Source organism: Kribbella sp. NBC_00889, from assembly GCF_045207705.1.
Taxonomy (GTDB): domain Bacteria; phylum Actinomycetota; class Actinomycetes; order Propionibacteriales; family Kribbellaceae; genus Kribbella.
Genome location: NZ_CP108783.1, coordinates 2973292 through 2994777, shown reverse-complemented (window position 1 = coordinate 2994777; position 21486 = coordinate 2973292). Strand labels below are relative to the sequence as shown.

Below are 21486 nucleotides of genomic sequence, written 5' to 3'. Positions count from 1 at the left end.
TGCCATGCCTCACGAAGCAGGCGGCAGGGTGAACTGCAGCTGGGTTTCCGTGTCCTGGAAGCCGAGCGCGCGATACAGCCTGATCGCGAGGTACTCCGGGTCCGCCACCATCACCAGCGTCCGCGCACCACCGTCGGTCAGCCCGTACGTCGACGCGTGGTGGACCAGCGTGCTCGCGATGCCACGGTTGCGGTCGTCCGGGTGGGTCTGCACGTGCTGGAATCGGGCGAGACCCTTGCCGTCGAACATCAGCCCGAGCGAGCTCTGCAACCGGTCATCGTCGAATGCGCCGAACCACTTCCCGTGCCCGGCCTCCACCAGCGCACGATGCGCCGCGTCCCTGCGCCGGGTGAACTCGACGTACCCGTCGTCGACCTCCATCGTCGCGGTCGCCAGGCCGAGCTGGGTCACCTGCTCCCAGTCGTCGTCACTGGTGATGAACCGGTACGTCGACTCGTCATTGGGCCGGTGGGGTGCGACGACGTGACTCGCGGTCATCACCACGTTCCGGTCGACCGTGAAGCCGGCGGCGGCGACCTCGTCCTCGGCGCCGATCTCGCCGTCGACGCTGTCGATGCCGAAGGCAACATGCTTCCCGGCCGGGAACTCGGCGCGGTACGTCTCCAGCCGGGACTTCACGTCACCGGCGGCGAAGATCGAGCGGTACAGCAGGAAGTTCCCCCACCAGTACGTCGGGTTCGCCGGCGTCCGGATCACGACGTACTCACCGGCGTCATGGAATTCGCTGTCGCTCAGCTCCAGTAGCAACAGATCGGTCCGGTAGCCGAGGCTCTTGATCTCCACCCGCTCATCCTCCAGTGCACGTCAATCGGATTCGAGCATTGACATGCAGCCGGTTGGCTGCCTATTGTCGTCATGCAGCCAGACGGCTGCATATCCCGATCGGAGTGCGATGGACGACGAGGTGTTCCGCGCCCTGGCCGACCCCAGCCGCCGGCAGTTGCTCGACATGCTGAACGCGCGCAACGGCCAGACGCTGCGAGAGCTCTGCGCCGGCCTCGACATGGCCCGGCAGTCGGTGAGCAAGCACCTCACCGTCCTCGAGACGGCGAACCTCGTCACCACCGTGTGGCGGGGCCGGGAGAAGCTGCACCACCTGAACGCCGAGCCGATCAACGCCATCGCCGAGCGCTGGATCAACCGGTACGACCGCCGGCGGGTCGAGCTGTTCGCCGATCTCAAGACGGTTCTGGAGGCCGAAACCATGGGCGACAACGACTTCGTCTACACCACGTACATCAAGACCACGCCGGAGCGGCTGTGGCAGGCACTGACCGACCCGAAGTTCACCGAGCAGTACTGGGGCGTCCAGTTCGAGACCGACTGGACCGCCGGCTCCGAGTTGGTCTGGCACCAGGGTGACGTCACGATGGCTGGGCCGGGCCAGGTCGTGCTGGAGCACGACCCCTACACGCGGCTGTCCTACGCCTGGCATCACATGACGCCCGAGTTCGCCAAGGCGGTGGAGATGGATGACGACCTCTACCGCAGAGCCAGCGCCGAGCCGCTGTCCACGGCGACCTTCGAGCTCGTGCCGACCGGCGACCAGGTCAAGCTGACCGTCGTCCACAGCGGCTTCGGGCCGGGCAGCGCCATCCGCGAGATGGTCAGCGAGGGCTGGGTCGCACTGCTGTCCGACCTCAAGTCCTTCGTCGAATCCACCCCTGAACTCGCGGCCGTGAAGTAGTCCCTACGGACGCTTGTGGATGAGAAGTGGGAGGACTGCTGCCGCACCGGATTCGCGGAGCTTGGCGGCCGCGACGGTGACGGGCCACTGGGAGGAACTGGCGTCGACGAGGAGAAGTACGGTGCGGCCCGTGACCGACTGTGCGGTCTGGTCGTCGACGTGGAGGCCGTCCCGCCAGACCTTGGCCTCCTCGGCTGAGGACAGGTCGTCGGTGAAGCCGGTCGGGTTGATCGTGAGCTCGGCGAGGTCCAGGTGGCCGACGGATGCGACGTGGTCGGCGAGTGCCGAGGTCAGTCGGCCGTGGCCCGCGGCCGGCAGCGGTACAACGACCTCGGGGCGACCCGACCAGCTGCTGCGCCAGCGCGACAGCGCGGCGACAGCGCCGGACTTCAAGGCTTCGAGAGGCTCGGCCGGGAGCTCGGCATCTGCGTTGAGGGTGGCACGGAGGACCTCGCGCCATTCGGGAGCGTCGGCGTAGATGAGGCTCCGGCCGGGCTCGGCCATCAGCTCCGCGGGGATGCGCCCCTTCGCACCGAACGCGCCACCCGGCCACATCTTCCGCGGCTCCAGCACATGCACCTCGCCGCGCAACAACCGGATGACCGTCGCCACCGTCTCCGCCTGCGCCGAAGGCAGCAGCGGATCCGGCAACGCCCCGAGACAGACCGAGCATCGCCCGCACGGCTCGGCCGACGGGTCGTCCAGCGACTCCTGGAGCAGTTGCATCAGGCAACGGTCGCCACGCGTGTAGGCGCGCATGATGTCCGCCTCGCGCCGCCGTACCGCGACGATCCCGTCGTAGTGCGCGGCGTCGAAGCTCCACTCCACGCCGGTCCGCACCCAGCCGCGCTCGACCCGGTCGACCGCACCGTCGACCGCCAACTGCTTCAGCATCAACTCGACCCGCGTCCGGCGCAGTCCGGTCTCCGCCTCGAGCATGGGAACAGTGGCCGGCTGATCAGGCCCGTAGCCTTCGAGCGCCTGCAGCAGACGATTCACGTTCTCCGGAACAGGGATGGTCGCGGTCGCGAAGTAGTCCCACACACCGGCATCCGCGTCCGATGGCAGCAGCGCCACAATCGCGTGGTCGATGCCACGCCCGGCCCGCCCGACCTGCTGGTAGTACGACACCGGCGACGGCGGCGATCCGACGTGCACCACGAACCCCAGGTCCGGCTTGTCGTAGCCCATGCCGAGCGCCGAGGTCGCGATCAGCGCCTTCAACTGGTTCGCGCGCAGCGCGTCCTCGAGACTCTCCCGCTCCCCCGCCTCCAACCCGCCCGTGTACGCCGCCACTGGCACATCGCGCCCGTGGACCTCCTGGATGGTCGCCGCCAGCCGCTGCGCGTCGGCCACGGTGAGCGTGTAGACGATCCCGGATCCCGGCAGCTTCGGCAGGTGATCGACGACCCACGCGAACCGATCCAGCGGCGACAGCGCATCGACCACCGCCAGCTGCAGGCTCGATCGCGCCAGCGGACCTCGCAGTACCAGCGTGGACTCGCCCAACTGATGCGCGACGTCGTCGGTGACGCGTGAGTTCGCTGTCGCCGTGGTCGCGAGAACCGGGGTCTTCGGGTTCAGCTGCTGCAGTACGTCGGACACCCGGCGATAGTCCGGCCGGAAGTCGTGACCCCAGTCCGACACCGCATGCGCCTCGTCGATCACCAGCAGCCCGACCTGGCCGGCCAGCCCGTCGAGCACCCGCCTCCCGAACCCCGGATTCGCGAGCCGCTCAGGCGACACCAGCAGTACGTCGATGCCCCCGGAACGCAGGTCGTGCTCGATGCTCGACCATTCGTCGATGTTGTTCGAGTTCAGTGTCGCCGCGCGCAGCCCGGCACGGCTCGCGGCCGCGACCTGGTCCCGCATCAACGACAGCAACGGCGACACGACAAGCGTCGGCCCAGCCCCCTCGGCCCGGCGAATCGCGGTCGCCGCCCAGTACACAGCCGACTTCCCCCACCCGGTCGCTTGGACGACCAGCACTCGCGCGCCCGCCTCGCACAGGGCGGCGACCGCCGTCTCCTGATCGGGCCGCAACCGCGCGCTCTCCCCCGCGATCGCCTGGATCAGGCCGCCCGCGATCCCTGCGCGCGTGTCGGTCAGAGTGAGCGTCGCACTGGAGTCAGCCATGCCGAAACCCTAGACGCCTGCACCCCCAGTTCGCTGGGCGCGGCCGCCAACCTGTGGAAAACCCTCGGTCAGGCGCACTTTCCGGGATGACACGGCTCGCCGTTCGCCGCCATCAGTCGCTGCGGGCCGGGTCCGTTCGCGGACAGAGCGTCGTACGGGTTGGCGAGGGCGCAGCGGTCGAGGGACAGGCAGCCGCAGCCGACGCACTCCTTGAAGTCGTCCCGGAGTTGTTCGAGGTGCAGGATGCGCTTGTCCAGTTCGGCCTGCCAGCACTCCGAGATGCGCTCCCAGTCCTGCCGGGTCGGCGTGCGGCTCTCGGGCAGCAACGCCAGGATCGCCGCCACCTCCGCGAGCGGGATTCCGACCCTCTGGGCGATCCGGATCAAGGCGACCCGGCGCAGCGTGTCGCGCTTGTACCGGCGCTGGTTGCCCGACGTACGGCGACTCACGATCAGGTGCTGCCGCTCGTAGAAGTGCAGCGCCGAGATCGCCACGCCACTGCGCTGCGACAGCTGCCCGACCGTCAACTCACCTGGCTCGATGTCCACCGCTCCGCCCTCCGACCTCAACCTAGATCGAGGCTAGCTCAGAGGGTCAGGCGGTCACGAGTCGGCGTCCGATGCTCGCGGACATCAGCGCGGCCGCCGCGCACAGTCCCCCGGCCAGGTACCAGGCGAGGTTGTAGCTGCCCTGCGCGTCGCGGATCACGCCCGCTCCGGTGGCTGCCAGCGCGGCTCCGATCTGGTGCGACGCGAACACCCAGCCGAACACGATCGGCCCGTCCACTCCGAACCATTCCCGGCACAGCGCGACCGTCGGCGGCACGGTCGCGACCCAGTCGAGGCCGTAGAAGACGATGAACACCCAGACGCTCGGTTGCGCGGTCGGACCGAGCAGCGACGGCAGGATCAGCAGCGACAGCCCGCGCAGCGAGTAGTAGCCGATCAGCAGGTACCGCGGATCCCACCGGTCCGTCAGCCAGCCGGATACGATCGTCCCGCCGACGTCGAACACACCCACCAGCGCCAGCAGCGACGCCGCAGTCGTGGCCGGCATGCCATGGTCGTGCGCAGCCGTGACGAAGTGCGTGCCGATCAGACCGTTGGTCGACGCTCCACAGATCGCGAACCCACCCGCGAGCAACCAGAACGCCGGCCGCCGCATCGCGGTCCACAACGCGGTCACCGCGCGCACTGCGCTGCTCCCGGTCGACTCGACCCGTTGCCCGGCCGTGCTCCCCTCCGGAGCGCCGTACGCCCTCAGTCCGACGTCGCTCGGGTAGTCGCGCAGGAACAGCAACACCAGCGGCACGACGGCCAGTGCAGTGCCGGCCGCGACCAGGGCCGGCACACGCCAGCCATAGTCGGTCGCCAGGTTCGCGATCAGCGGTAGGAAGATGAGCTGCCCGGTCGCACCGGCAGCTGTGAGGATCCCGGTGACCAGTCCGCGGCGGGCAACGAACCAGCGACCGGTGATGGTCGCGACGAACGTCATGGACATCGATCCGGTGCCCACACCGACGAGCAGACCCCAGCAGAGCAGCAACTGCCAGGACGAGTTCATGAAGATCGTCAGTCCGCTGCCGAGAGCGATCAGCACCAGCGCACCGCTGACCACCCGGCGCAGACCGAGCCGGTCCATGAGCGCGGCGGCGAACGGCGAGATCAGGCCGTACAGCAGCAGGTTGATCGACACCGCCGACGAGATCGTCGCGTGCGACCAGCCGAACTCGTCGTGCAGCGGGTCGAGCAGCACGCTCGGCACGGACCGGAACCCGGCCGCGCCGATCAGGGTCACGAACCCAACAGCGGCGACTGCCCAGGCCAGATGGACCCGGGCAGCCTTTTTCGTCGGCAGAATCTGCGTCACCCGCCTAGATTGCCGCCCGGAGCGTCGCCGAACCAGTGGCCATGCCGCCACCATGTGTCAAGATATGGCCATGACAGCGCGAGGCAAGCGGCATCTGGCCGCGGTCGGCCCGCACCGGGTCGCCGTCCTGGCCCTCGAACCGGTGGTCGGTTTCGACCTGACCATCCCACCGGCCGTGCTCGGCGCCGCGGCCCGCGCAGACGGCAAGCCGCTGTACGACGTCCGCGTCTGCGGCCTGGACAGGTCGCCGGTCCGGACCAGCGCCGGATTCAGCCTGCTCCCGGACTACGGACCCGAGGAACTCGCGGAAGCCGACACGGTCATCATCCCGGGGACCTACTACCCGAAGCCGCGTAACGAGGGCATCCTGCCCGACGACCTCGCCGCCGCCCTCGCCACGATCCGTCCCGGAACGCGGATCGCCTCGATCTGCACCGGTGCGTTCGTGCTCGCCGCGGCGGGCTACCTGGACGGGCGGCCGGCCACGACGCATTGGAAGCGGGCCGAGCTGTTCCGCCGCATCTACCCGCACATCGACCTGCAGGAGGAGTTGCTGTTCGTCGACGACGGTGACGTGGTCACGTCCGCCGGTCTGGCCGCAGGCGTCGACATGTGCCTGCACCTGGTCCGCCGCGACTTCGGCAGCGAGGTCGCCAACCGCGCTGCGCGGAGCTGCGTCGTACCGCCGTGGCGCGACGGTGGCCAGTCCCAGTTCATCGAGCGCGTCGTACCGGACGAAGGCACCGACGGTACGGCGCCCACCCGGGCCTGGGCGCTGCGGCGGCTCGACGAGGAGCTGACCTTGCCGGGGCTGGCCGCGCACGCCCGGATGAGCGTGCGCACGTTCAGCCGCCGGTTCAAGGCCGAGACCGGGCAGTCACCAGGAGCGTGGCTGTTGCAGCAACGCGTGCGGCATGCCTGTGAGCTGCTGGAGACGACCGACCTCTCTGTGGACCGCGTCGCCGACGCTGCCGGCCTGGGCACCGCGGCGTCGTTGCGGCACCACCTCCGGTCCGAGCTCGGGGTGTCGCCGCTCGCCTACCGCAAGACCTTCCGCGCCGGCTGACGGGCGTCAGAGCACGACGAGGTCGTGCGGCCGCTGGTTCATCGGCTCGACGCCGTCCTCGGTGACGACCACGATGTCCTCGATCCGTGCACCCCACCGGCCCGGCTGGTAGATGCCTGGTTCGACGCTGAACGCCATCCCCGGCTCGAGCAGCAGTCCGTTCCCACCGACGATGTACGGCTCCTCGTGGACGTCGAGCCCGATCCCGTGACCGGTCCGGTGGATGAAGAAGTCGCCGAAGCCGGCTGCCGTGATCACCTCCCGCGCCGCCGCGTCGATCGATTCCGCGGACACCCCCGGCCGCACCGCGTCCACCGCCGCTTGCTGCGCATCCCGCAGTACGGCGTACGTCGCGGCGACGTCGGCGTCACGCGGTGTGCCCACGGCGTACGTCCGGGTCGAGTCCGAGTTGTAGCCCTCAGCAACGGGTCCGCCGATGTCGACCACCACGACGTCGCCCGCCTGGATGACCCGATCGGACAGGGCGTGGTGCGGGCTCGCACCGTTCGGTCCGCTGGCGACGATGACGAAGTCGGCCACGACGTGACCCTCCTCGACGATCGCGTCCGCGATGTCCGCGCCGACCTCCGCCTCGGTCCGGCCGGGCCGCAGCCACTCGCCGACCCGGGCGTGCACGCGGTCGATCGCCGCGCCTGCCTTCCGCAGAGCCTCGACCTCCGCCGCGTCCTTCCGCATCCGCAACTCACGCACGATCGGACCGGCCAGCGTCTGCTCCGCCTTGGGCAGTGCGTCCCTCAGCGCCAGCACGTGGAGCGCGGGCGTGAAGTCGCTGACCGCGACCCGGTCCGAACCGCGCAGCCGATCCGCCGCCAGGCCGTACGCATCCTCGCCGTCGACCCACGTGACGACCTCGACCCCGAGTTCCCCCAGCGGCAGCCCGTCGTACCCAGGTGCTTCCAGCTTCGGTACGACAAGCGCCGGGGCCCCGTCGGCGGGGATCACCAACGTCGTGAGGCGTTCGAAGGATCCGCCGGGCTGACCGAGGAGATAGCGCAGGTCGGAACCCGGCGCGATCAGAAGGCCGGTGCCGGCCGCGGCCTCTCGGGCACGCTCCAGGCGGGAACGGAGAACCGCGGATTCAGGGACAGGACCAAGGGGTGAGCGACGAGCCATGGGTCGACTCTAGAACTGTCGGCGGCGATTGTTACAACTTGTTTCGCCCTGACCGGGCTTGGCGAAAGGCGATTCTGATGACACTGCACCACGTGTCCTACGGCGACGGCACTCCCGTGCTGGCGCTGCACGGCTGGACTCCCGACCACCGGCTGATGACCGGCTGCCTCGAGCCGATCTTCACCGATCTGCCCGGCTATCGCCGGCTCTACCCCGACCTGCCCGGCATGGGGCAGAGCCCTGCCGGCGACATCGACAGCTCGGACGGGATCCTCGCGGCCGTGCAGAGCTTCGTCGACGAGCAGATCGGCGCCGAGCCCTTCCTGCTCATCGGGGAGTCGTACGGCGGCTACCTGGCGCGAGCCCTGGCTCGGGAGAGACCGGACCAGGTGCTCGGTCTCAGCCTGATCTGCCCGATCGGCACGGTCGTCGAGAACGCGGACCGCACCGTGCCCGAGCACGTCGTGCTGCGATCGGAGCCAGGCGTCGTCGAGTCGCTGACCGAGGGTGAGGACTTCACCGAGCTGGCCGTCGTGCGGACCGCCACGGCCTTGGCGGCGTACCGGAAGGACGTTGCGCCAGGGCTCGCGATCGCCGACACCGCAGCGCTCGATCGTATCGAGAGGAAGCGCAGGCTGTCAGTCGATCCGGAGAGCGGTCCCGTCTGGACCCGCCCGACGCTGATCGTCTGCGGCCGGCAGGACTCGATCACCGGATACGAGGACACCTATGTCCTGCTCCCCCACTACCCGCGGGCGAGCCTCGCCGTCCTCGACGTGGCGGGGCACAACCTCCAACTCGAGCAACCGGAGCTGTTCGCTGCTCTGACCCGCGAGTGGTTGCAGCGGGTCGCCGACGACGCGCAGGGCCTGCCGCAGCCGCCTACCAGCGGGTAATGTCACGGTCATGGTGACTGGGAAGCGGTCGATCGGGTGGTCGTTGCTTGTCGCGCTGACCAACGGGCGGGCGCGCATCGGCGACGACCAGCTAGCCGCTGCCGTCGGTGGACAGGTCATCCTGGTGACCGGGGCGTCGTACGGGATCGGCGAAGCGACCGCGCGGCGACTCGCCCGGGCCGGAGCGACCGTGCTGCTAGTGGCTCGGACGGCCGACCAACTGGAGGTGGTGGCCGGCGAGATCCGGGCAGCAGGAGGTACGGCGTTCGTCTACCCCACCAACCTGGCTGATCCGGCTGCTGTCGAGGAGCTCGTGCGGACAGTGCTGACCGAGCACGGATATGTTGACGTGCTCGTGAGCAACGCGGGCAAGTCGATCCGCCGATCGATCGCCGACTCCTACCAACGCTTCCACGACATCGAGCGGACGAACGCGGTCAACTACCTCGGCCCGGCCAAGCTCGTCCTCGAGCTGCTCCCGTCGATGCGCGAACGCCGCTCCGGCCACATCGTGAACGTCTCGACCGCTGGGGTCCGGACACCACCGATGGCGCGCTGGTCGGCGTACCTGGCCTCGAAGAGCGCGTTCGACGTGTGGCTGCGGTCCGTGGCGCAGGAGATCCGCGGCGACGGAGTCACTACGTCGACCGTCTACATGGGTCTCGTGCACACGCGGATGAGCGAGCCGACCCCCTTGCTGAACAAGATGCCCGGACTGTCGCCCGAGCAGGCCGCCGATCAGGTGTGTACGGCGGTCGCCGAACGGCCGCACAACATCACGCCACCGATGGTCCGGCCGGCCGATGCCTTGGGCAACCTGTTGCGCGTGCCCACCGACCGGCTCTTCGAGCAGTACTTCCGACGTACCGACGGGAGATCCAAACGCAGGGGGCAGCCGTGAGGGCGCCGCGGCCGATCGCGCCGATCCGGCCGCCGGACTGGCTGGTCCAGGGCGCGGCCGAGGTCGGCGGTGTGTCCGTCGCGTTGCTCAGGTCCGGAGTCTGGCGGTCCGCGCGACCTTCACACCTCATCGGGATCGAGCGAGCTCTGCGCCACTGGGGCCAGTCGATGGCCGCACTGGGCGTGATCGCCGCGATCCGCTACCCCGATCGCCCCGCCGTGATCGACGAGGACGGCAGTACGACGTACGCCGAGCTGGACCACCGGTGCGAACGGATCGCGGCGGCGATGCACGCCCGGCACAAGATCGTTGCCGGCAGCAAGGTGGCGGTGCTGTGCCGGAACCACCGTGGCTTCCTCGAGGCGACGCTGTCTGCTTCCCGGGTGGGCGCGGACGTGTTGTTCGTGAACACCGATTTCGCTCCCCCGCAGCTGGCCGCGGTGCTGGCGCGGCATCGACCCGATCTACTCATCCACGACGCGGAATTCAACCCACCGGCGGACATCCCGTCCGTGCTCTCGGATCTCGACGAGCTCGCCGCATCCGATGCACCTGAAGCGCCGAAGCCGGAATCGCCCGGGCACATCACCATCCTCACCTCCGGCACGACCGGGGCGCCGAAGGCCGCGCCCCGGGTGCCGACCGCGCTCGGCCTCGCCGGACTGACCGCGAGTGCGCTCAATCGCATCGGGCTGCGGTCGGGCGAGCCGATGGTGATCTGCCCGCCGCTGTTCCACGGACTCGGTCTGCTGACCTCGATGCTCGCGCTCTTCCTCGGCTCGCCGCTGGTGCTGGCCCGCCGGTTCGACGCCGGCGCGGTGCTCGCCTCGGTCGAACGGACCAGAGCCGGCTCGATGGTCGCCGTACCGGTGATGCTGCGGCGGATGCTGGAGCTCGGCCCGACGGAGATCGCGACGCACGATCTGCGGTCGCTGCGGGCGGTGATCTCCGGTGCGTCCGCGCTCGGCGCGCCACTGGCCGAGCGGTTCATCACGCAGTTCGGGCCGGTGTTGTGTGACGCCTACGGATCGAGCGAGGTCGGCATCGCGACCATTGCGACGTCCGCCGACCTGATCGCCGCGCCCGGGACGGTCGGGCGGCCGTGTCTCGGCAGCTCGATCCGGATCCTCGACGACGACGATCGACCGGTGCCCACCGGCGAGACCGGTCGGATCTTCGCCGGCGGCGGGCTCGTGTTCGGCGGCTACTCCGATGGCTCCAGCAAGACGATCGTCGACGGGCGGATGAGCACCGGCGACCTCGGTCACCTGGACCGGATCGGTCGGCTGTTCGTGGACGGGCGCGAGGACGACATGATCGTGTCAGGCGGCGAGAACGTGTACCCGGTCGAGGTCGAGGAGTGCCTGGCCAGTCACCCCGCGGTCGCCGAGGCCGCGGTGGTCGGCGTACCGGACGAGGAGTTCGGCCAACGCCTGATCGCGTACGTCGTACTGCGCGAACCGGTGTCGGAGGACGACCTGATGGCGCACGTCCGCGCGAACCTGGCCCGCTACAAGACGCCCCGCGAGATCCGCATCGTGGACGAGTTTCCCCGCAACGCCACCGGCAAGGTTCTTCGCAATCGGCTACTCGACGGCTAGTCCGAAAGCGTCGCGGAAGCGGGTCATGCGGTCCAGGGTTCGGTTGTGGTCGCCGAAGGAGACCGCCAGGGAATCGGCGCCGGCTTCGGTGAGTTCGGTGCCCTGCCGGACGACGGCGTCGAGTTCTGACGCTGCACCGGACCAGTGCAGGCGCCTGCCGACCCTGACTTGACGGTCTGTCTGAGCGCGGATCTTCGCGACGGCCGCGCGGAAGGACGATGAATCGAGGCCCAAGCCCTGCCACTCGTCGCCGAAACGTGCGACGCGACGGAGGGCCGGCGCACTGTCGCCACCGATCATGATCGGGAGCGGGGCCTGCAGCTTCGGCTCGAACACACCGCCGCGGTCCTCACCGTCGAACAACCCCCGGATGATCTCCAGCGACTCGTCCGTCCGTCGCCCCCGCTCGCGGAACGGAGCACCGACAGCGGCGAACTCGGACTCGGTCCACCCCACGCCGACGCCGAGCACCACTCGCTCCCCGGACAGCCGATGCAGGGTCGCTGCCTGCTTCGCGACGACGTACGGGTTGCGCAGCGGGAGGATCATCACCGAGGTCCCGAACCGGATCCGCGTCGTCCGTGCCGCGAGGTAGCCGATCGTCACCAGCGGCTCGTACACCCCGCCGTACTCCGAGCCGAACTCGCCCGGCGGCAGGATGTGATCGGGCAACCACGCCGTACCGTAGCCGAGTTCCTCCGCGGCGACGGCCAGTTCGACCAGCCGTTCGGGCGGCATGGTCGCCGATTCGTCCGGCAGCACCACTTGCAGTTCGACCATGCGGTCGACGCTATCGCCTCACACCGGTGTCAGAGTCAAGCAACCGGGGTGGGGCGGACGTGCGCCACTCCACAACCCACGCGGATCGCCTGGACGAGGCGCTGGATGAGCGTGAGCCGGTCGGCTTCCGCGTCGTTGATGAGTGGCACAGGTCCGGAGATGGGAGAGTGAACCTGTGAAGATCCTGGTCGGTTATGTGCCAACTCCCGAGGGTGAGGCCGCGCTCACGGCGGCGGCTGTGGAGGCCGAGCTGCGGGGGGCGTCGGTGCTGCTGCTGAACACCAGCCGTGGCGACGCGTACATCGACGCTCGCTATGCCAACGCCGACGAGCTGGCCGCCGCCGCGGCTCGGCTTGGGGAGCGTGGCGTCGAGGTGACGATCCAGCAGGCCGTCTCCTCGGGCGACGTGGCCGGCGAACTCCTCAAGGCAGCCGGCGCTGAAGACGTCGGCCTAATCGTTCTGGGCCTCCGCCGCCGCAGCCCGGTCGGCAAACTCATCCTCGGCAGCACCGCCCAAAGGGTCCTCCTCGAGTCCCCCGTCCCCGTGCTCGCCGTGAAGGCGTCGTCTCGGGACGAAGACTGAGGAGCCGGACCTCCACGCCATCACAATCCACGCGGACGGGACGTTCGCCCGCGTAGGCCGGTGCGGAGGCGACGGTTGTGATGGCCTGGCGGTCCACTAAACCCAGGTGAGGCGCTGGGGTGGGGCGCCTAAACTGGTGGGGTTATGCCAGAAGCCCGGACCGAGTCCCCCAGTCCCTACCCTGCTCCCACCAACCGGCGTCCCCGTCGCCGGGGGCGTGGCCCGAAACCGCCATCGGATCAGACTCCGGCCGCTGAGCTGAATCTGGGTGACGTGGTGGCGCGGCTCGAGGGGCTTTCGGTGTACGACCGGGAGCAGCTCGGGCGCAGACTGGAGCGGGTTCGGAGTACGAAGGAAGCTCACAAGCGCGAGCAGGCGTTGCAGGGTGTGCTCGGGGCGGTGGAGCAGGCCGAGCAGCGGGTGGAGTTGCGCCGGCTGGCAGTGCCCGAGATCACGTATCCGCCGGAGCTGCCCGTCAGTCAGCTGAAGGACGACATCGCGGCCGCGATCCGGGACCACCAGGTCGTGGTCGTCGCCGGCGAGACCGGCTCCGGGAAGACGACCCAGCTACCGAAGATCTGCCTCGAGCTCGGCCGCGGCATCCAGGGCATGATCGGTCACACCCAGCCCCGGCGTCTCGCCGCACGCACCGTGGCGGAGCGGATCGCGCAGGAGCTCGGCACGGAGCTCGGCGAGACCATCGGGTTCGCCGTACGGTTCACCGACAAGGTCAGTGAGCGCTCGCTGGTGAAGCTCATGACCGACGGCATCCTGCTGAACGAACTGCAGCGCGATCGCGACCTGAGCCGGTACGACACGCTCATCATCGACGAGGCGCACGAGCGCAGCCTGAACATCGACTTCATCCTCGGCTACCTCAGGCGCCTGCTCCCCCGCCGCCCGGACCTCAAGGTCATCATCACCTCCGCGACGATCGACCCGGAGCGGTTCGCCGAACACTTCTCCGACAGCCAGGGCAACCCCGCGCCCATCGTCGAGGTCTCCGGCCGGACCTACCCGGTCGAGGTGCGCTACCGCCCGATCAACGACCCGGACGACCCGAGCACGCTGGACCGCGACCAGACCCAGGCGATCCTGGACGCCGTCGACGAACTCGAGCACGAGGCCTCGGGCGACGTACTGGTGTTCCTCAGCGGTGAGCGGGAGATCCGCGACACCGCCGACGCGCTCAACGACAAGTACGCCGGCCAGCGCGGCCGGCCCGGGGCCGTCGAGGTCCTGCCGCTCTACGCCAGACTCTCCAACGCCGAACAGCACCGCGTCTTCCAGCCGCACTCGAACCGCCGCATCGTCCTCGCGACCAACGTCGCCGAGACCTCGCTGACCGTCCCCGGCATCAAGTACGTCGTCGACCCCGGTACGGCGCGGATCTCGCGGTACAGCCATCGCACCAAGGTCCAGCACCTGCCGATCGAGTCCGTCTCGCAGGCCAGCGCCAACCAGCGCAAGGGCCGCTCCGGACGGACCAGCGACGGCATCTGTATCCGGCTGTACTCCGAGGAGCACTTCGAGAGCCGGCCCGAGTTCACCGACCCCGAGATCCTGCGGACCAATCTCGCGTCCGTCATTCTCCAGATGACCTCGATCGGGCTCGGCGACATCGCCGCGTTCCCGTTCATCGACGAGCCGGACAAGCGCAGCATCACCGACGGCCTGCAACTGCTCACCGAGCTCGGCGCGATCGAGTCCGCGAAGGCGACCGAGCGGCACCGCAGGCTCACCCCGATCGGCCGCCAGCTGGCCCAGATCCCGCTGGACCCGCGGTTGGCCCGGATGATCGTCGAGGCGGACAAGCACGGCTGTGTCCGCGAGGTGATGGTGATCGCCGCCGCGCTGTCGATCCAGGATCCGCGCGAGCGGCCGACGGACGCCGAGGCGCAGGCGCAGCAGGCGCACGCTCGTTTCCGCGATCCCACCAGCGACTTCCTCGGGTTCCTGAACCTCTGGAACTACCTGAAGAAGCAGCAGAAAGAGCTGTCCGGCAACCAGTTCCGCCGGATGTGCCGCAGCGAGTACCTCAACTATCTGCGCGTCCGGGAGTGGCAAGACATCTTCGCCCAGCTCCGCCAGGTCGCGTCCCAGATCGGCGTCACGCTGAACAGCGGCGAGGCGGCCGACCCACAGGCCGTCCACGTCTCGCTGATGTCCGGTCTGCTGTCCCATCTCGGCATGAAGGACCCGGCCAACCAGCACCAGTACCTCGGTGCCCGCGGCACCAAGTTCGCGATCTTCCCCGGCTCCGGACTGTTCAAGAAGCCGCCGCAGTTCGTGATGGCCGCCGAGCTGGTCGAGACCTCGCGGCTGTGGGCGCGGGTGAACGCCAAGATCGAGCCCGAGTGGGCCGAGAACATCGCGCAGCACCTGATCAAACGCACGTACTCCGAGCCGCACTGGGAGCGCAAGGCCGGCGCGGTGATGGCCTACGAGAAGGTCACCCTGTACGGCGTACCGATCGTGGCGCGGCGCAAGGTCAATTACGGCAAGGTCGACCCCGAGGTCTCCCGCGAGCTGTTCATCCGGCACGCGCTGGTCGAGGGCGACTGGGACACGCACCACAAGTTCTTCCACGAGAACCGCAAGCTGGTCGAGGAAGTCGAGGAGCTCGAGGAGCGGACCCGGCGGCGCGACCTGCTGGTCGACGACGAGACGCTGTTCACCTTCTACGACGAACGCGTCGGCGCGGAGGTCGTCACCGGTCGGCACTTCGACACCTGGTGGAAGAACGCCCGGCAGCGTGACGCCGACCTGCTCGACTTCGAGCGGTCCCTGGTCGTCCGCGAGGGTGCCGAGGTCAAGGAGGAGGAGTTCCCGCTGCACTGGATGCAGAACGGGATGACCTTCGACCTCACCTACGCCTTCGAGCCGGGCACCGACGCGGACGGCGTGACCGTACACATCCCACTGCTGGTGCTGAACCAGGTCACCGCGGACGGCTTCGAGTGGAGCGTGCCCGGCTTCCGCGAGGAGCTCGTCACCACCCTGATCAAGTCTTTGCCCAAGGCAATCCGGCGGAACATCGTGCCGGCCCCGGACCACGCCCGCCAGATCCTCCCCCACCTCGACCCGGCCTCCGGTCCGCTCACCGACGCGATGGCGCGTGAACTGCGCAACCTGCGCGATGTGGTGATCGAGCCGGGCGACTGGGACTGGAGCAGGGTGCCGGAGCACCTGCGGATGACGTTCCGGGTGATCGACGACAAGCGCAAGACGGTGGCCGAGGGCAAGGATCTGGCCAAGCTCAAGGAACGCCTCAAGCCGAAGACCAAGGCCGCCATCTCGCAGGTCGCGTCGAAGGCTGTCAGCGGGCTGGAGCGGTCCGGCCTGACCGACTGGACGTTCGGCGACCTGCCGCGCAGCTTCTCCGAGCACCGCAACGGGCTCACGGTCGCCGGCTACCCAGCGCTGGTCGACGAGGGCAAGACCGTCGCGATCAGACTGCAGGAGACCGAGCGGGACCAGTCGGCTGCGATGTGGAACGGCACCCGCCGGCTCCTGCTGCTGACGATGCCGTCCGTGATCGACGTGGTCCAGCGCAACCTGACCAACCAGCAGAAGATGACGCTGATGGCTGGCCCGCACCGCAACGTCGGTGAACTGCTCGAGGACGCGATCTCCGCGGCCGTCGACCAGTTGATGACCGCGGCGCACGGCCCGGCGTGGAACCTGACGGCGTTCTCCGTACTGCGGGACGCCGTACGGTCGGAGCTCGCCGACACGGTGCTGACGATCCTGCGCCAGGTCGAGCAGGTGCTGGCCCACGCGCGCACGGTGGACAAGCTGATCTCGCGGGCATCGAGCCCGGCGCTGCTCGCGGCGTTGTCCGACGTTCGCGGCCAGCTGGAAGGTCTGGTCCACCCGGGCTTCATCACCGAGACCGGAGCCACCCGGCTGCCCGATCTCGTCCGCTACCTGCGCGGGATCGAGCAACGGCTCGACAAGATCGGCGCCAACGCGATGCGCGACCGCTCGGGCATGGCGATCATCCAAACGCTCGATGCCGACTATCGCGCCCGGTTGAACGCCGTACCGACCGGCAAGTACCCGAGCCCGGAGCTTCTCGAGGTGCGGTGGATGCTCGAGGAGCTGCGGATCAGTCTGTTCGCGCAGACCCTCGGTACGCCGTACCCGGTCTCGGAGAAGCGGATCCGCAAGGCGCTCGCGACGGCTTGATCGATCGTTGATGCCGGCGCGGGATCGTCGGGTCATGACTGGACGATTCTTGAGGGTGCGGGCCCTGTGCGCGCTCGCTGCGCTTGTCATGACGCCGCTGGTGGCTGTGGGTACAGCCCCGGCGAGCGCCGTCGCGACCGGTGACTGGACCCAGTTCCGCAACGGGCCTGCTCACCAGGGCGTCAACACTGCCGAGACAGCGCTGTCGGTGTCGACCGTCGGCGGATTGCGGCAGCAGTGGGTGACCAAGATCGGAGGGAGCGTCTGGTCGTCGCCGGCGACCGCCGACGGCCGGGTGTACGTCGGCGGGCTGGACGGCCGGCTGCACGCGCTCGACGCGGCCACTGGCCAGCAGCTCTGGGCGAAGCCAGACAGCGCGCTGACCGGCGACTGGACGTTCACGTCGCCGGCCATCGGCGACGGCGTGGTCTACCTGGGGATCAACCGGCCGGCCGCCGAGATCTGGGCCTTCGACGCGGTGACCGGAGCGACCCGGTGGCGCACTGGAGCCTCGGTCAGCAACATCAACGGATCGCCCGTGGTCGCCGGCGGAGTGCTGTACGCCGCCACCACCGAGGACCAGGTGCTGGCCCTGGACGCCGCCACCGGTGCGCGGATCTGGGACGCCAAGCCCAACGGCGGTCGTGGTTCCGGCTTCTACTCGAGCCCGACTGTTGCCGGTGGCAAGGTGTTCGCGGCCTCGCTCAACCAGCAGGTCTATGCCCTGGATGCGGCGACCGGCGCCGTTGTGTGGTCGTTCCCGACCGGCGGGCACAACTCCTCGACACCGGCCGTGGTCGACGGCACCGTGTACTTCGGCTCGCGGGACGGCAATGTGTACGCCGTAAACGCCGAGACCGGCGTACAGCGGTGGAAGGTGCGGTACGGCACGAACATCCTCGCGTCGTTCCAGTCCTCGCCGGCAGTCGTCAACGGCACGGTCTACATCGGCACGAACAACGACCGCCGGGTGCTCGCACTCGACGCGGCGACCGGCGCCATCAAGTGGAGCTTCCGTACTGGCGGCGTGGTGATGTCATCGCCCGTGGTGGCGAACGGCGTCGTGTACGTCGGGTCGGACGACCGCAGCGTCTACGCACTGCGCGCAACCAACGGGCAGCGGCTGTGGTCGGCTCGGGTGTCCGGCGCGGTCGACTCCGGACCGGTCGTGGCCCAGGGCAAGGTATACGCAGGAACGTACGGCGACAACGGCGGCGGGAACGTCTACTCGTTCGCACTCAGTCGTTGACCCTTGCCATGCGGCCCGGCCTGGCGAAGGGTCTCGCGGATCAGCCGTAGGCACCGCGCCGCACCACGCTGGTCGTCGGTGCGCTCACAGATCGCCAGCGCGGACCGCAGACACTCGAGCGCTTGGTCGACGCGGCCCAGGTCGCGATGGGCGAGGCCGAGGTGGGTCAGGCAATGCTCCTGGCCCGCCTCGTCGGCCAGCTCGCGGAAGATCGCGAGTCCCGCGGTGAACCTAGGGAGCGCCTCGCCGGGTGAGCCGGCGGCTTCGTGGACCTCACCGAGATTCGTGACTGCCGCCGCCTGGCCGCGACGGTTGCCCAGCTCGGCGAAGATCGCCCCTGACTCGGCGAGATACCGCAAGGCTTCGGCGTACCGGCCGAGCTGCCCCAAGACCGGCCCGAGGTTGTTCAGGTAGACGCCCTGGCTGTGCGGGTCGCCGAGCCGGCGGGCGATCGACAGCGCCTGCGAGAGGCAATCCGCAGCCTGGTCGTAGCGTTGCAGGCTGTCGTAGACAGTGCCGAGGCCGTTCAGACACGAGGCCTGCCCGGTGTCGTCACCCGCCTCGGTGAACAGTTGCAGGCCAGCCCGCAGATACCCCGCGGCCTGATCGAAATCGCCTTGCAGTTCGTAGGCCGCACCCAGGTCGCGATGCGCGAACCCTTCGGCGTACGCATCCTTCGTACGGCGTGCGACCGCCAACGCAGTCTGGTTGAGCCGGATCCAGTCGGCCCGATGACCGCGAATGTGGAAGAACGCGAACAGCGCCCGCGCCAACTGGCCAGGGATCTCGTCCGGTACGCCGTCCGTCGCGGCGGCCTGCTCGGCACTGGCCAGCAGGTTGGCCCGCTCGGTCTCGAACCACTCCAGCGCCTGCCTGACCCCGTTGAACGCCGTGCCTCCAGCGGCCCACGCGCCGGCGGTGTCCAACCGTGGGTCGCCCGGGCGCAGCATGGCGTACCCACTCCAGGCGGTGGCGACTTGCCAGCGCATCGCGCGGGTCAGTGCGGCGGTCCTCTCGTCAACGGATCGCTCGGCGCCGACCTCACGGGCCAGTAGCCGCAGCAGCTCGTGCAGCCGATAGCGACCCGGCGCAGGACTCTCCAGCAACTGCGCATCTACCAGCAACTCCAGCACCGGCGTCGCGTCCACTGCTCCGAGCAACCGTTCGGCGAACGGCGGACTCAGGTCCGCTGCGTCGGGCAGGCCGAGCAACCCAAAGGCCGATGCAGCTGCACGCTCCTCCACCGATCCGGCCGCCAGCAACCGGTGACCGACCTGCAGGGAGGCCCGGACGTCGAGATCATCCGCGCGCAGCTCGTCGAGGCGGCTGCGGGCATTCGCAAGCCGATCGGTCAGGGTGCGCACCGGCCAGGTGGGCCGTGCCGCCAACCGGGCGCCGGCAATCCGCACCGCCAACGGCAGTCCCCCGCACAACCCGACCAGCTTCCGCGCGGCGGCCGGATCCGCGGCGATTCGGTCAGCCCCGGCCAACCGGCCGAGCAGCGTCGTGGACTCGCCAGGAGCCAACGGGCGAAGGTGCAGGTGACGTACGCCGTCCAGCGTCGCAAGCACCCGGCGACTGGTGACCAGCACCGCACACCCAGGTCCGGCCGGCAGCAACTGCCGCACCTGCGCGCATCCGTCGCGTTGTCCAGTACGACGAGCGCTACGGCACGAACGCTCGCTGCGAGCGACGGCGGAAGTCCCGGGGCGAGAGCTGGTGGGCGGCGGTGAAGCAGCGGGTGAAGTACGACTGACTGGTGAAACCGCAGCGGGCCGCGATCGCGGCGACCGGGTGATTGGTTGCTGCGAGCAACGATGCGGCGTGTTCCAGGCGGAGGTCGGCGACGAAGGCGGTCGGCGTACGTCCGTAGGCCGCCCGCATCGAGCGGGACAGGTGGGCCGGGCTGACACCGGACAGCTCGAGGAGCCGCGGCACTCCTCCGCGCAGATTCTCCTCGGCCCGCATCGACCGGCAGGCCTTCGACAGCCAGTCCGGTGCGATGGGCGTGCCCGCGGGTGAGGCGAGTTCCCCGGGCGAGACCAGTGGCAGCAGGTCGATCCAGAAACGCATCAGATCGTAGGCGCCGGGCTCGTCCTGGAAACGGTCCAGGGCGTGTTCGAACACGGCGATCGCGGCGGGCGTGTGGAAGGCCACCGGCCCACGCGCGGTGGCCCAGCTTCCGGTCGGGTTGGTCCTGGTCAGGTCGAGGAAGCCTTGCCAGGCCGAACTCGGGAAGGCGACGTTCACGAACTCCAGCCCGTCAGGTGCCGCACCGCGGACGGCGTGCCGATCCTGCGGCCGCACGAGTACGACGTCGCCGGCCACGAGGCTCTGCGTACCTGTGGTCAACAGGTGCTCTCCGCTGCCGGACACCACGCCCATCAACTCATGGAAGTCCGCATGGGTGTGCAGTTCGGTGTCGCGCGCTCGCGCGGCGATCCGGACGCGGGCCGCGTGATACGGACGGCCGAACGCGTGCGACTCGAAGCGCAGCGCCTGATCCACATCAACACGCTACAAGTTCTCGTCAGCTTGCTGCTAGTAGCCGCTGTCGCCACACCGCAGCATGGAGACATGTTCGAAGACGACGGCTCTGTGATCTTCCGCGATGTCATCGATCCGGCCCTGATCAAGGAAGTGAATGATCATGTCGAGTGGCTGCAGGCCCGGCACCCCGACGTACGGCCGGAACAACTCGGGCACGTGTACCTGCGCGACGACCCGTTCTGGGTGCGGTTGGTGAGTGACGAACGGCTGCTCGACATCGCGTCGCAGTTCGTCGGACCCGATCTCGCGCTGTTCGCGTCGCACTACATCTCCAAGCCGCCGTACTCCGGGCAGCCGGTGCTGTGGCACCAGGACGCGGCGTTCTGGCCGCTCGACCCGATGAAGGTCGTGACGCTCTGGCTGGCGGTCGACCACTCCACGCCGGAGAACGGCTGCGTGCGGGTGATCCCGGGCAGCCATCGCTCGGGGGTGGCCGGGATGCGCGACAACACCGAGGTGGAGAGCGTTCTCGGTCAGGAGATCGCGGTCGAGGTCGACGAGTCCGCGGCCGTCGACATGGTGCTCGCGCCGGGTGACGTCGAGGTGCACCACCCGAACATCGTGCACGGCAGCAACGCGAACACGTCGCCGAACCGGCGGTGCGGACTGACGATCCGCTACATCCCCACGTCGACGCGGATCACGGATCCCGAGGTGCCGTACCCGAGCGCCTTCCACCTGCGCGGTGAGCCGGGGGTCAACAGCTACCAGCCACGGCCGAAGTACGTCGAAGGTACGCATTTCCCTTTCACCGGAAGCAGCGCGTGGGTCTGACACAGCGAGCGCCCGCCCCGGCCGATAGCTGGGGCGGGCGCTGGACGG

17 protein-coding genes are annotated in these 21486 nt (G+C 69.2%); 9 read left to right on the top strand and 8 right to left on the bottom strand.

Translation table 11 applies throughout. The annotated features are described in order from the left end of the window. Positions 1-9: 9 nt before the first annotated feature. Complete coding sequence (locus OG817_RS14485) at positions 10-804, bottom strand: GNAT family N-acetyltransferase (RefSeq protein ID WP_406054936.1); 795 nt, start codon at positions 802-804, stop codon at positions 10-12. A gap of 109 nt (positions 805-913) precedes the next feature. Between OG817_RS14485 and OG817_RS14480 the strand changes: the two genes are divergently transcribed. Continuing rightward, the gene (locus tag OG817_RS14480) at positions 914-1708 is read left to right on the top strand and encodes an ArsR/SmtB family transcription factor (protein WP_406054934.1); all 795 of its coding nucleotides are present in this window, start codon (positions 914-916) and stop codon (positions 1706-1708) included. Between the two features lie 3 nt (positions 1709-1711). Here OG817_RS14480 and OG817_RS14475 read toward each other — a convergent pair whose 3' ends face one another. From OG817_RS14475 to OG817_RS14465, 3 genes are all read right to left on the bottom strand, one after another. After that, on the bottom strand, positions 1712-3844 hold the full coding sequence (locus OG817_RS14475) for a RecQ family ATP-dependent DNA helicase (protein WP_406054932.1): 2133 nt from the start codon (positions 3842-3844) through the stop codon (positions 1712-1714). Between the two features lie 68 nt (positions 3845-3912). Next, a complete protein-coding gene (soxR, locus tag OG817_RS14470; RefSeq protein ID WP_406054930.1) occupies positions 3913-4392 on the bottom strand; it encodes a redox-sensitive transcriptional activator SoxR in 480 nt (159 codons plus the stop codon). Positions 4393-4438: 46 nt separating this feature from the next. Then, positions 4439-5767, bottom strand: a complete 1329-nt coding sequence (locus OG817_RS14465) for an MFS transporter (protein ID WP_406054928.1) — start codon at positions 5765-5767, stop codon at positions 4439-4441. 16 nt (positions 5768-5783) lie between these two features. Between OG817_RS14465 and OG817_RS14460 the strand changes: the two genes are divergently transcribed. Further along, a complete protein-coding gene (locus OG817_RS14460) occupies positions 5784-6779 on the top strand; it encodes a GlxA family transcriptional regulator (protein ID WP_396390626.1) in 996 nt (331 codons plus the stop codon). Positions 6780-6785: 6 nt separating this feature from the next. Here the strand turns inward: OG817_RS14460 and OG817_RS14455 are convergent, their stop codons facing one another. Continuing rightward, the gene (locus tag OG817_RS14455) at positions 6786-7913 is read right to left on the bottom strand and encodes a M24 family metallopeptidase (RefSeq protein ID WP_406054925.1); all 1128 of its coding nucleotides are present in this window, start codon (positions 7911-7913) and stop codon (positions 6786-6788) included. Positions 7914-7990: 77 nt separating this feature from the next. Here OG817_RS14455 and OG817_RS14450 point away from each other — a divergent pair, with 77 nt between their 5' ends. From OG817_RS14450 to OG817_RS14440, 3 genes are read left to right on the top strand one after another with little or no spacing between them, the layout of a single operon-like run. Next, positions 7991-8809 (top strand): alpha/beta fold hydrolase, encoded by an 819-nt coding sequence (locus tag OG817_RS14450; RefSeq protein ID WP_406054923.1) that lies wholly within the window; start codon positions 7991-7993, stop codon positions 8807-8809. 10 nt (positions 8810-8819) lie between these two features. Beyond that, a complete protein-coding gene (locus OG817_RS14445; RefSeq protein WP_406054921.1) occupies positions 8820-9710 on the top strand; it encodes an SDR family NAD(P)-dependent oxidoreductase in 891 nt (296 codons plus the stop codon). Further along, positions 9707-11311, top strand: coding sequence for an AMP-binding protein (locus OG817_RS14440; protein ID WP_406054919.1), 1605 nt, complete (start codon positions 9707-9709; stop codon positions 11309-11311). The genes OG817_RS14445 and OG817_RS14440 overlap by 4 nt, the downstream gene beginning before the upstream one ends. Here OG817_RS14440 and OG817_RS14435 read toward each other — a convergent pair. Then, positions 11297-12091 carry a TIGR03619 family F420-dependent LLM class oxidoreductase gene (locus OG817_RS14435; protein WP_406054917.1) on the bottom strand — a complete coding sequence of 265 codons (795 nt, stop codon included), beginning with the start codon at positions 12089-12091 and terminating at the stop codon, positions 11297-11299. The genes OG817_RS14440 and OG817_RS14435 overlap by 15 nt on opposite strands. A gap of 175 nt (positions 12092-12266) precedes the next feature. Between OG817_RS14435 and OG817_RS14430 the strand changes: the two genes are divergently transcribed. From OG817_RS14430 to OG817_RS14420, 3 genes are all read left to right on the top strand, one after another. Next, positions 12267-12674, top strand: a complete 408-nt coding sequence (locus OG817_RS14430; protein WP_360446998.1) for a universal stress protein — start codon at positions 12267-12269, stop codon at positions 12672-12674. A 276-nt stretch (positions 12675-12950) separates the two neighbouring features. Further along, positions 12951-16865, top strand: a complete 3915-nt coding sequence (gene hrpA / locus OG817_RS14425; protein ID WP_406054915.1) for an ATP-dependent RNA helicase HrpA — start codon at positions 12951-12953, stop codon at positions 16863-16865. 34 nt (positions 16866-16899) lie between these two features. Next, positions 16900-18114, top strand: coding sequence for a PQQ-binding-like beta-propeller repeat protein (locus tag OG817_RS14420; protein WP_406054913.1), 1215 nt, complete (start codon positions 16900-16902; stop codon positions 18112-18114). Here OG817_RS14420 and OG817_RS14415 read toward each other — a convergent pair. Further along, positions 18090-19742: a tetratricopeptide repeat protein gene (locus OG817_RS14415; RefSeq protein ID WP_406054911.1), complete on the bottom strand. Its 1653-nt coding sequence runs from the start codon at positions 19740-19742 to the stop codon at positions 18090-18092. The two genes, OG817_RS14420 and OG817_RS14415, sit on opposite strands and share 25 nt — an antisense overlap. 37 nt (positions 19743-19779) lie before the next feature. Further along, complete coding sequence (locus OG817_RS14410) at positions 19780-20622, bottom strand: AraC family transcriptional regulator (protein ID WP_406054909.1); 843 nt, start codon at positions 20620-20622, stop codon at positions 19780-19782. Positions 20623-20691: 69 nt separating this feature from the next. On the opposite strand from OG817_RS14410, the gene OG817_RS14405 reads away from it, so the two are divergent. Beyond that, positions 20692-21438, top strand: coding sequence for a phytanoyl-CoA dioxygenase family protein (locus tag OG817_RS14405; RefSeq protein ID WP_406054907.1), 747 nt, complete (start codon positions 20692-20694; stop codon positions 21436-21438). Positions 21439-21486 lie beyond the last annotated feature (48 nt).